10 protein-coding genes are annotated in these 10,404 nt (G+C 67.8%); 6 read left to right on the top strand and 4 right to left on the bottom strand.

Annotated elements, in window-relative coordinates; genetic code table 11:
* The first annotated feature begins 53 nt into the window (after nucleotides 1-53).
* The 3 genes from FG323_RS00535 (at nucleotide 54) to FG323_RS00525 (ending at nucleotide 2,031) form a co-directional block, all read left to right on the top strand.
* Nucleotides 54-824: an SDR family NAD(P)-dependent oxidoreductase gene (locus FG323_RS00535; protein WP_141452482.1), complete on the top strand. Its 771-nt coding sequence runs from the start codon at nucleotides 54-56 to the stop codon at nucleotides 822-824.
* Nucleotides 825-927: 103 nt separating this feature from the next.
* Complete coding sequence (yeiP, locus tag FG323_RS00530; RefSeq protein ID WP_141452481.1) at nucleotides 928-1,494, top strand: elongation factor P-like protein YeiP; 567 nt, start codon at nucleotides 928-930, stop codon at nucleotides 1,492-1,494.
* Nucleotides 1,495-1,569: 75 nt separating this feature from the next.
* Nucleotides 1,570-2,031: a GNAT family N-acetyltransferase gene (locus tag FG323_RS00525; protein ID WP_141452480.1), complete on the top strand. Its 462-nt coding sequence runs from the start codon at nucleotides 1,570-1,572 to the stop codon at nucleotides 2,029-2,031.
* A 2-nt stretch (nucleotides 2,032-2,033) separates the two neighbouring features.
* On the opposite strand, the gene FG323_RS00520 is transcribed toward FG323_RS00525, so the two are convergent.
* From FG323_RS00520 to FG323_RS00510, 3 genes are all read right to left on the bottom strand, one after another.
* Entirely contained in the window at nucleotides 2,034-3,935 is a 1,902-nt protein-coding gene (locus tag FG323_RS00520) for a DUF4105 domain-containing protein (RefSeq protein WP_255469961.1), read from the bottom strand.
* Nucleotides 3,932-4,231 carry a DUF2388 domain-containing protein gene (locus FG323_RS00515; protein WP_141452479.1) on the bottom strand — a complete coding sequence of 100 codons (300 nt, stop codon included), beginning with the start codon at nucleotides 4,229-4,231 and terminating at the stop codon, nucleotides 3,932-3,934. The genes FG323_RS00520 and FG323_RS00515 overlap by 4 nt, the downstream gene beginning before the upstream one ends.
* Before the next feature lie 239 nt (nucleotides 4,232-4,470).
* Complete coding sequence (locus tag FG323_RS00510; protein ID WP_141452478.1) at nucleotides 4,471-5,862, bottom strand: FAD-binding oxidoreductase; 1,392 nt, start codon at nucleotides 5,860-5,862, stop codon at nucleotides 4,471-4,473.
* A 190-nt stretch (nucleotides 5,863-6,052) separates the two neighbouring features.
* On the opposite strand from FG323_RS00510, the gene serA reads away from it, so the two are divergent.
* Nucleotides 6,053-7,294, top strand: coding sequence for a phosphoglycerate dehydrogenase (gene serA / locus FG323_RS00505; RefSeq protein WP_141452477.1), 1,242 nt, complete (start codon nucleotides 6,053-6,055; stop codon nucleotides 7,292-7,294).
* Nucleotides 7,295-7,380: 86 nt separating this feature from the next.
* Complete coding sequence (locus FG323_RS00500; RefSeq protein WP_141452476.1) at nucleotides 7,381-8,064, top strand: HAD family hydrolase; 684 nt, start codon at nucleotides 7,381-7,383, stop codon at nucleotides 8,062-8,064.
* A gap of 106 nt (nucleotides 8,065-8,170) precedes the next feature.
* Here FG323_RS00500 and FG323_RS00495 read toward each other — a convergent pair whose 3' ends face one another.
* The gene (locus tag FG323_RS00495) at nucleotides 8,171-8,758 is read right to left on the bottom strand and encodes an NUDIX hydrolase (RefSeq protein ID WP_141452475.1); all 588 of its coding nucleotides are present in this window, start codon (nucleotides 8,756-8,758) and stop codon (nucleotides 8,171-8,173) included.
* 146 nt (nucleotides 8,759-8,904) lie between these two features.
* On the opposite strand from FG323_RS00495, the gene FG323_RS00490 reads away from it, so the two are divergent.
* On the top strand, nucleotides 8,905-10,377 hold the full coding sequence (locus FG323_RS00490; RefSeq protein WP_141452474.1) for an amino acid permease: 1,473 nt from the start codon (nucleotides 8,905-8,907) through the stop codon (nucleotides 10,375-10,377).
* Nucleotides 10,378-10,404 lie beyond the last annotated feature (27 nt).

Raw genomic sequence — 10,404 nt, 5'->3', positions numbered from 1 at the left:
GGGCGACCGGTCGTTCGCGTAAAATGCGGGTCTTTCCGTCCCAGGTTTCCCGCATGCAAGTGTCCGCTACCCGCGCCGTCATCACCGGCGGCGTCTCCGGCCTCGGCTTCGCCGTGGCCCAGCATCTGGTCGCCCAGGGCGGCAAGGTCGCGTTGTTCGACGTCAATGACGACAAGGGCGCGGCCGCGGTCGCCGCGCTGGGCGAGGCCAATGCCCGCTACTTCCGCACCGACGTCACCGACGAGGCCGGCGTGGCCGCGAACATCGCCGCCGCCCGCGAATTCCTGGGCGGACTGAACGCCGCCATCAACTGCGCCGGCATCCTCGGCGCCGGCCGCGTGCTCGGCAAGGAAGCGCCGATGCCGCTGTCGACCTTCCAGACCACGGTGATGGTCAACCTGGTGGGCAGCTTCAACGTGGCCAAGGCCGCCGCCAACCTGATGCAGCACAACGAGGCAGGCACCGACGGCGAGCGTGGCGTGATCATCAGCACCGCCAGCGTGGCCGCCTACGAAGGCCAGATCGGCCAGGCCGCCTACTCGGCCTCCAAGGGCGGCGTGGTCGGCATGACCCTGCCGATGGCGCGCGAGCTGTCGCGCTTCGGCATCCGGGTGATGACCATCGCCCCGGGCATCTTCTGGACCCCGATGGTCGACGGCATGCCCGAGGCCGTGCAGCAATCGCTCAGCGCGTCGATTCCGTTCCCCTCGCGCCTGGGCAAGCCCGACGAATTCGCCGACCTGGTCGCCTACATCCTCGGCAACACCTATCTCAACGGCGAGACGATCCGCCTCGACGGCGCCGTCCGGCTGGCACCGAAGTGATACCGCCGGGAATGGAGAATCGGGAATCGGGAATCGCCCCGGCACCGTCTCCTTCGCCCGGCTTCCCATTCCCGATTCTCCATTCCCGATTCCCGTCATCACCATGAAAGCATTCGACATCAAGAAAGGAAACGTCGTTGAGCACAACGGCGGCGTGTACCAGATCCGCGACATCGATCGCAGTTCGCCGCAGGGCCGTGGCGGCAACGTGCGCTTCCGTTTCACCATGTACAGCGTGCCCGGCGGCAACAAGCTGGATGCCAGCTTCGATGCCGACGACAACCTGACCGAAGTGGAACTGCTGCGCCGCCAGGCCACGTTCTCGTACAAGGACGGCGACGCCTTCGTGTTCCTGGATGACGAGGACTACACGCCGTACACCCTGGACGCGGATGTGCTGGGCGATGACGCCGGCTACATCACCGACGGCCTGGCCGGCTGCTACGTGCAGGTGATCGACGAACTGCCGGTCGCCTTGCAACTGCCGCAGCACGTGACCCTGGAAGTGGTGGAAACCCCGCCGGAACTGAAGGGCGGCACCGCCACCAAGCGCCCGAAGCCGGCCAAGCTGAGCACCGGCATCGAAATCATGGTGCCCGAGTACATCACCAACGGCGAACGCATCCTGGTCAACACCACCACCGGCGAGTTCGGCGGCCGCGCCGACTGACGCCGCCCGCGGTTCCGGGGCGGGTCCGCGAGGGCCCGCCCTTTTTGTTTTTCATTCTCCATCCTGGAGCGCGTCATGTCCGAGCCCCGCTTCCGTCCCGCCACCGCCGATGACATTGACACGCTGGTTCCGGTCGTCCGCGAGTTCTACGCCGACGAGGACATTCCGTGGGACGAGGCGATGCTGCGCGAGGCGCTCGACGCCCTGCTGCGCGATCCCGCCAACGGTCGCCTGCTGCTGATCGAACGCGGCGGCACGCTGGCCGGCTACATCGTGATCGGCTTCTGCTTCAGCCTGGAGTTCGGCGGGCGCTACGGCTTGCTGGACGAGTTGTACGTCCTGCCCACCCAGCGCGGCGGCGGTCTGGGCAAGCTGGCTCTGGCCGAGGTGGAAGCGCTGTGCCGACGCGAGGGCCTGCGCGCGGTCCGTCTGGAAGTCAGCGATGACAACGAGCATGCGCACGGCATCTACCAGCGCAGCGGCTACGATGCGCATCCACGCCGGCTGATGACCCGCTGGCTGGACGAAAACGCCTGAGCTCAGTTCAGCTGCAGTCCGCCGGCCTGGCGATGCAGTTCTCGCAGGTGCGCGCCCAGCCATTCGATGTTGGCATCGACGGCCTCGCGATCGCGGGCCTGGGCCGGACTGAGCAGCGATCGGGCCTGCTGGTCCAGCTGCCGCTCCAGATCGCGCAGGCGTTCGCGCCGGGCAGCGCTGCCAGCCTGGAGCGCTGTCCGTTCCTCCGCCTGCGGCAAGCCGTAGCCGGCGCCTTCGAGCAGATCCGCGGGGCGGCTCATCCAGGCGGTTTCCCGCAGCAATGTCCGCAAGATCCCGGCCGCCGCGCCCAGCTCATCGCCACCTGATTGCAGGTAGCGGCGCTTGAACGCCTCGCGGAACCGCGATTCCTGCTGCCGTCGCGCCGCCTGTTCGAGCACCAGCAACGCGGCGGCCGCCTTCAGATCCGCGCGCTCCAACCATGGGCGGCGCTGCTGCGGGGACGCGGCCAGCCAGTCCTCGACTTCGCGCTGTGGCAGTCCCGTCCGCACGCGCGCGACCTCGAACAGGGTCTGGAAACGCTCACGCAGCGAATCGAAGCGGTAGCCCTCGCGCAGCGCCCGCGCTGGATCCGCCAGCACGGATCCGTCGGCAATGCCGGTGCGTTGCAATCGCCGCGCCAGCCCGGTCGGGGTGATGCCGCCCAGATCCGCCGTGCCGAGCCGGGGCACGCCGTCGCGCAGCAGCTTGTAGGTCTCCACCGCGCAGTTGTTGCCGAGGAAGAAGTAGTGGCCGTCGTAGCTCCAGTGCAGCTGCGCGGCGCGCTCGACCAGTGTTGCGATCTCCGCGCGCTCCAGCCGCAATGGCACCGACTGCAACCCGCGCAGTTCGATCTTGGTGTATTCGTCGATCACCTGATCCAGTGGCAGCACGAACAGGCGCGAAGGATAGCGACCGGTCAGGCCGCGCCAGCTGGAAATCTGCAGATCGCCGACGAAGGCGCGGAACGACAGTACCCGGTGATGCTCCAGATCCAGCCGGCAATCCGGGCCACGCGGCCGTCCCGGCGCGCAAATCACCAGCCGCAGCATGCTGTGGCCCCAGCGGCTCATCATCGCGTCGTTGCCTTCGGCCAGCAGGTAGTCCACCTGGTAGATCCGCTCCGGGTCCAGCGTTCCCAGGCGCCCGCCTGTCGCCATCGCCGCGTCCGCCCCGGCACTCACGTCGCCCGCATCCACGTAGGCGAATCCATCCGCGCACACCGCGGCCGCGACCGCGGGCGCGCCCCAGCGCTGCGCGAAGTAGCGATACAGCGCCGGCCGCCGGCAGGCGTAGTCGGCATCCAGCAGGAAATGCTCCAGGTTCACCGCGACGTATTCGCGGGGACTGTGCAGCTCGTAGGGATCCGGGCTGCGTTCGCGGAAATCGTTGCCACGCCGGCGGCCCATCAAGCCGGTCAGGCCCGGCGTGGCGCGGATCTGCCAGCCGGCCAGATCCCGCAGGCGCGGATCCCGCGACATCGCGCCGCCGTTCGCGCCGCGATCGAGGAAATGCCCCAGTTCGTGCAGCAGGGCGGCCAGCGCCGCGCGTCCGTCGCCGTCACCTTCGCCAGCCCCGTGCGAGGCCACAAGTCCAGACAGCAGGTTCCGGTTGAGCAGCAGGCGATCATCAATGGCGCGGCCATGCACCCGCGCGTCCAGCCGCGGACTCCATTGCACGCGGATCTCGCGATCCAGCGCCGTGCGCATCGCCGGTGTCAGTCGCGCGACGGCTTCGGCCAGCAGCCGTTCGCTCGCGGCGACCTCATCGGGCTGGAGGCCGGTGGAATCCAGCCGCAGACGGGGTGCTGCCTGCGCGTGCCCGGCGGCGCAGGCGAGCGCCGCCAGCAGGGCCAGGGCGCGGAAGCCCGCGCCGGCGCGGCGCGGGTTCCGGCCGGCCGGGTTCACAGCGCCAGGATGGCCTGTGCCAGGGCCATGTCGGTGGCCTCGCGCGCATTCGCGTCGCGCTCGCGCAGGTGGCGCAGCGCGGATTCCAGGCGCGCACCACGGATACGACCTTCGCTGGCCACGAAGCTGGCGGCGTCGTCGCGGGCCTGCAGCACCACCTTGTCGTCGCCGGAGGAACTGCCCGACGAGGCGGAGGAACCGGCCGAGGAGGCGCCGGCGGAGGAACCGGCAAAGCTGCCGGCGAAAGCGGAAATCGAAAGGACCAGCAGCGCGCTGGCGACAAGCAGGCGTTTCATGCGCGGAAAGACACTCGAATCAAGGGTTGGCAAAGACTACCGCAAATCCCCCGAATCGCCTGAATCCCTCCTTGTAGGAGCGACGTCAGTCGCGACCGTGTCGTCCGGGCCAGCACCCCAAGCCGGGATCGGTCCTCATGGACCTTGACCGGAACTCTCCCGCTTGAGCGCGGACTGCGCTCGCCCCGACCTTGCACGGTCGCGACTGACGTCGCTCCTACAATAAGGGGGCTCCGGCGTCAGTCCGGGTCGAACAGCTTGCCCGGATTCATCAGCCCGTTCGGGTCCAGCACCCGCTTGATGCCGCGCATCACCGCGATTTCCGCGGCGTCGCGCGTGCTGTCCAGGTAGGGCTTCTTGACCAGGCCGATGCCGTGCTCGGCGGAAATGCTGCCGGCGTGCCGCTGCAGCGACGCGGCCAGCAATTTGGTGACCTGCTCGCACTGGCGGACAAATTCGGCGTCGTCCAGGCCGTCGGGCTTGAGCACGTTGATGTGCAGGTTGCCGTCGCCGATGTGGCCGAACCAGACCACCTCGAAGTCGGGGTAGGCCTCGCCCAGCAGCGCCTGGGTCTCGGCCAGGAACGCCGGCATCGCCGAGATCCGCACCGATACGTCGTTCTTGTACGGCTTGTAGCGCGCCAGTGCCTCGGTGATGCCCTCGCGCAGGCGCCACAGCTGGGCGGCCTGGGCGTCGCTCTGGCTGATCACGCCGTCGCTGACCCAACCCTGTTCCAGGCAGGCTTCGAACGCGGCCATGGCGGCGGCCTCCCTTGCCTCGTCGCCAATCGCGAACTCGGTGACCACGTAATAGGGATGGACCTCCGCGAACGGCGGCTGCGCGCCGTGCGCCAGCACATGCTTGAGCGCAAGATCGGTGAAGAACTCGAAGGCTTCCAGTTGCAGGCGCGCGCGGAATTCAGCGAACACCCGCATCAGCACTTCGAACGAGGGCAGCGCCAGCAGCATCACGTTGGTCGGCGGCGGCGGGTCGGTCAGCCGCAGGGTGGCCTCGACCACGACGCCCAGGGTGCCCTCCGAACCGATGACGAGCTGGCGCAGGTCGTAGCCGCTGGAGTTCTTGATCAGTCCGCGATTCAGCTCCAGCAACTCGCCGGCGCCGGTCACCAGCTTGAGGCCGGCGATCCATTCGCGGGTATTGCCGTAGCGGATCACCCGGATGCCGCCGGCGTTGGTGGCGATGTTGCCGCCGATCGAACAGGAGCCGCGCGCGGCGAAATCGACCGGATAGACCAGTCCGTGTTCGCGGGCGGCGTTATGCACCGCCTCCAGGGCGATGCCCGGCTGCACCGTCAGGGTCCGATCGACCGCGTCGAAGCCCAGCACCTTGTTCATCCGCTCCAGGCTGAGCACCAGTTCGCCGTTGGCCGCCACCGCGCCGCCGGACAGGCCGGTGCGGCCGCCGGACGGCACCACCGCCACGCCGTTTTCGTTGGCCCAGCGCACGATGGCCTGCACTTCCTCCACCGTGGCCGGCAGCGCGATCGCCAGCGGCGCCGGCGTCCAGCGGCGGGTCCAGTCGCGGCCGTAATGTTCCAGCTCGGCGGCTTCGGTGGTCAGGCGCAACTCGGGCACGGCCTGCTGCAGCGCCTGCAAACGCGGATCGGTCATTGATTCTTACGGACGGACGGCATCGGGGGAACGCCAGCGTGCCAGCGATGCTGCGGCGCGTCCAGACGGCGCGCCGGTTGCAGTCGAAACCATTTGGGAACCAGCTTTCCGGGGCATGTGGCGATGCAGCAAAGGCGCGCCGCTTCTGGCATAGTGGAAAGCCCTTCCCCGCCACCTCGCGCCCGCCGCAATGTCGACCAAGAAGACCTCCTATCCGAAGCAGGACATCCGCGTGCTGTTGCTGGAGGGAGTGAGCCAGACCGCCGTGGAAACCTTCCGCGCGGCCGGATACACGCAGATCGATTTCCACGACAAGTCGCTGCCGGAGGACGAGCTCAAGCGGCGCATCGCCGAGGCCCACATCATCGGCATCCGTTCGCGCACCCAACTGACCGGGGACGTGCTGTCGCATGCGCGCCGGCTGATCGCGGTGGGCTGTTTCTGCATCGGCACCAACCAGGTGGATCTGGAAGCGGCCGAGCTGGCCGGCATCCCGGTGTTCAACGCGCCCTATTCCAATACCCGCAGCGTGGCAGAACTGGTGATCGCGCAGGCGATCATGCTGATGCGCGGCATCCCGCAGAAGAACGCCGAATGCCACCGCGGCGGCTGGTCCAAGTCGGCCGCCGGCAGCCACGAGGCGCGCGGCAAGACCCTGGGCATCATCGGCTACGGCCATATCGGTACCCAGGTCGGCGTGCTGGCCGAGGCGATCGGCATGAACGTGATCTTCCACGACATCGAAACCAAGCTGTCGCTGGGCAACGCGCGTTCGGCCACCAGCCTGGATGACCTGCTGGCGCGCAGCGACGTGGTGACATTGCACGTGCCGGAAACCGCTGCGACCCAGGGCATGTTCGGCCTCTCGCAGATCGCGAAGATGAAACCCGGCGCACACCTGATCAATGCCTCGCGCGGTACCGTGGTCGACATCGACGCGTTGACCGCGGCCCTGAAGTCCGGCGCGGTCGGCGGCGCGGCGGTGGACGTGTTCCCGGTCGAGCCCAAGGGCAATGCGGAAGCCTTTGAATCGCCGCTGCGCGGTCTCGACAACGTGATCCTCACCCCGCATGTCGGCGGCAGCACCCTGGAAGCGCAGGACAACATCGGCGTGGAAGTGGCGGCCAAGCTGGTGCGCTACAGCGACAACGGTTCCACCCTGTCGGCGGTCAACTTCCCCGAGGTCACCCTGCCCGGCCACGACGGCAGCCGCCGGATCCTGCACATCCACCGCAACGTGCCGGGCGTGCTGTCGCAGATCAACGAGATTTTCAGCAAGCACAACGTCAACATCGACGGCCAGTTCCTGCGCACCGACCCCAAAGTCGGCTACGTGGTGATCGACGTCACCGCGACCGAGGAGCAGAGCGCCGAACTGAAGGATGCGCTATCGGCGATTCCCGGTACCTTGCGGACGCGCATCCTGTACTGAGTTCATTCCTGCGGGCGGCCACTGGCCGCCCGCGACGTTTTGAAGCGGCCACTGGCCGCCCACATCGTTTTTGAAGGAGAAAAACCATGGCCCGCGCGGACACCGCATTCCTGTTCGATCTCGACGGCACGCTGGTGGACAGCGTCTACCAGCACGTGCTGGCCTGGAAGGAAGCCCTGGATCGCGAAGGCGTGGATCTCTCGGTGTGGCGGATTCATCGCAAGATTGGCATGAGCGGCGGGCTGTTCACCCATATCCTGCTGCGCGAGACCGGCCTGGACATCACCGAGGATCGGCTGGATCGCCTGCGCCGCTGGCATGCCGAGGCGTATTCGCGGCAATCGGAACAGCGCGCGGTGCAGCCGCTGCCGGGCGCGCGCGAATTGCTGGCATTCCTGACCGAACAGGGCATCCCCTGGGGCATCGCCACCAGCGGCCGGATGGAGACCGCCGCCCACAACCTGCACGCACTGGGGGTGGATCCGGCGCAGGTGCCGGTGATCACCCGCGATCTGGTGCGCCACGCCAAACCGGATCCGGATCTGTTCATCGCCGCCGCCGACCGGCTGGGCGTGGATATCACCCGCTCGCTGGTGCTCGGCGACAGCATCTGGGACATGCTGGCGGCGCAGCGTGCGCGGGCGCTCGGCGTGGGCCTGTTGTCCGGCGGCTATGGCCAGGAGGAACTGGAGCGCTCGGGCGCGTTCCGGGTCTACGAGGATCCAGCCGACCTGCTGCGGCATATCGACGAGGTCGTCGCGCGCAGCTGAGCCGCGAGGCCTCCCGCCAGCGGCGTTCTCCCGGCAAAGCCACCGGCTTCCGCGCGTCCAGGCCACGACGCGCGGCCCAACCGCCAGTGGTGGGACAAAGCCGGGTCTACGCCTGGGCGGCCAACCACTTGCGGGCCATGCGGCTGAGCGATTCGTCGGACTCCTCGGCGATCGGCGCGATCTCGCGCCAGGCCAGATCCAGCGATTCCTCGCTGACCACGTAGCGTTCGTCCGCACCGGCGCGGATCACGTAGCGGACGTCGTAGTGCCAGTGCCCCGGCACGTCCTTGCGCTCCGGAATCCAGTGCCGGTCCAGATCGAAAATGGCGGTGTCGTCCAGCCGCAGGTCCGGCAGTCCGGATTCCTCCTCGGCTTCCTTCAGCGCGACCTGCCCCATGTCGGTGTCGCCGTCGGCGTGGCCGCCCAGTTGCAACCAGCGCGCCAGCTTGCGGTGGTGGGTCAGCAGGGTGCGCCGGCCGTCGGCGCTGACCAGCCAGGCGCCGCCGGTGAAATGCCCTTCCAGGCGTTCGCGCAGGAACGGATTGCGCGCATCCGCCAGCAGTTCCAGGAAGTCCTCCACGACCGCAGCCTCCTCGGGCCAGCGCGCCCGATAGGCCTGCAATTGTTCCATCAACGGTGATCCAGACACGCGCCTGCCCTGTTCAGTTATGCGGGGAATGATGCTCGCCGCCATTATCCCTCCGCGTGCTGCACCCGCGCTTGTGATCCCCCGCCCGGTTTGGCAAGGTACGGCGCTTCCGTACGGGTGACCCACACACCCGTGACCGCCAAATGACAGGCACCGGCCAAGACCGGTCGCCAACTCCGGGGAAGTCGCGAATGCTCAAATCTTTGTTCAGGGTCAAGCCGGTCGAACCGGCCGGCCATGTGGATGCCGGTGAACCCTTCGAAGGCAGCCTCGATGGCGAGGCCACCCTCAAACGGACCCTGACAGCGAAGCACCTGACCATGCTGGGCGTCGGTGCGGTCATCGGCGCGGGCATCTTCGTGCTCACCGGCCAGGCCGCGGCCAACCATGCCGGTCCGGCCATCATGCTGAGCTTCGTGCTGGCCGGTTTCGCCTGCGCCCTGGCCGGCCTGTGCTACGCCGAATTCGCCGCGCTGATGCCGGTGTCGGGCAGCGCCTACTCCTACTCCTACGCCACCCTGGGCGAATTCGTCGCCTGGTTCATCGGCTGGTGCCTGGTGCTGGAGTACCTGTTCGCCTCCTCCACCGTCGCGGTGGGCTGGTCGGGCTACCTGGTCAGCTTCATCACCACCACGCTGCACCTGCCCTTCCCGATGCAGCTCACCCAGGCGCCGATCGACTGGAACGGCACCGACTTCGTTGCCACCGGCAGCCTGTTCAACCTGCCGGCCATCCTGATCGTCGCCGCCATCAGCGGCCTGTGCTACGTCGGCATCACCCAGTCCGCGTTCGTCAACGCGATCGTGGTGGCGATCAAGGTCACCGTCATCTGCCTGTTCGTCGGTTTCGGCCTGCAGCACATCGATCCGGCCAACTGGACCCCGTTCATTCCGCCGAACGAAGGCCCGGGCAAGTTCGGTTTCGAGGGCGTGACGCGCGCCGCGGCGATCGTGTTCTTCGCCTACATCGGTTTCGACGCGGTCTCCACCGCCGCCGGCGAGGCCAAGAATCCGCAGCGCGACATGCCGATCGGCATCCTCGGCTCGCTGGCGATCTGCACGGTCATCTACATCGTGGTGTGCGCCGTGCTGACCGGCATGACCCATTACAGCCTGCTGGGCACGCCCAAACCGGTGGCCACCGCGCTGGAAGCGTTCCCGGATCTGTCGTGGCTGAAGACCGCGGTGGAAATCGGCGCCATCGCCGGCCTGTCCTCGGTGATCCTGGTCATGCTGATGGCGCAGCCGCGCATCTTCTACAGCATGTCCAAGGACGGCCTGATGCCGAAGTTGTTCGGCAAGGTCCATCCGAAATTCCGCACGCCCTACGTCGGCACGATCATCGTCGGCGTGCTCGCCGCCATCCTGGCCGGCCTGATGCCGCTCAACGTGCTGGGCGAGCTGGTGTCGATGGGCACCCTGCTGGCCTTCGCCACCGTCTGCATCGGCGTGCTGGTGCTGCGCTACACCCGCCCGGAACTGCCGCGGCCGTTCCGCGTGCCGGCGGCGATCATCATCTGCCCGGTGGGCGCGCTCGCCTGCCTCTACCTGTTCTGGCAGCCCTTCGTGGAGCACTGGCCGATCTTCGTCGGCTGGACCGTATTCGGCCTGCTGATCTATTTCAGCTACGGCTACCACCACAGCAAACTGCGGCAGAAGGCCTGAGGGCCCGAACGGGCCGGCGCACGGCGC

The organism is Pseudoxanthomonas sp. z9 (genome assembly GCF_006542425.1).
GTDB lineage: Bacteria > Pseudomonadota > Gammaproteobacteria > Xanthomonadales > Xanthomonadaceae > Pseudoxanthomonas_A.
The sequence above is the reverse complement of the archived record's forward strand: the minus strand, read 5'-3'. Positions and strand labels throughout refer to the sequence as shown.

What these genes read in the sequence shown, in the direction of transcription:
- FG323_RS00535 (WP_141452482.1), top strand. Translation starts at nt 54, where the DNA reads ATGCAAGTGTCCGCTACCCGCGCCGTCATCACCGGCGGCGTCTCCGGC.
- yeiP (WP_141452481.1), top strand. Translation starts at nt 928, where the DNA reads ATGAAAGCATTCGACATCAAGAAAGGAAACGTCGTTGAGCACAACGGC.
- FG323_RS00525 (WP_141452480.1), top strand. Translation starts at nt 1,570, where the DNA reads ATGTCCGAGCCCCGCTTCCGTCCCGCCACCGCCGATGACATTGACACG.
- FG323_RS00515 (WP_141452479.1), bottom strand. Translation starts at nt 4,231, where the DNA reads ATGAAACGCCTGCTTGTCGCCAGCGCGCTGCTGGTCCTTTCGATTTCC.
- FG323_RS00510 (WP_141452478.1), bottom strand. Translation starts at nt 5,862, where the DNA reads ATGACCGATCCGCGTTTGCAGGCGCTGCAGCAGGCCGTGCCCGAGTTG.
- serA (WP_141452477.1), top strand. Translation starts at nt 6,053, where the DNA reads ATGTCGACCAAGAAGACCTCCTATCCGAAGCAGGACATCCGCGTGCTG.
- FG323_RS00500 (WP_141452476.1), top strand. Translation starts at nt 7,381, where the DNA reads ATGGCCCGCGCGGACACCGCATTCCTGTTCGATCTCGACGGCACGCTG.
- FG323_RS00495 (WP_141452475.1), bottom strand. Translation starts at nt 8,758, where the DNA reads ATGGCGGCGAGCATCATTCCCCGCATAACTGAACAGGGCAGGCGCGTG.
- FG323_RS00490 (WP_141452474.1), top strand. Translation starts at nt 8,905, where the DNA reads ATGCTCAAATCTTTGTTCAGGGTCAAGCCGGTCGAACCGGCCGGCCAT.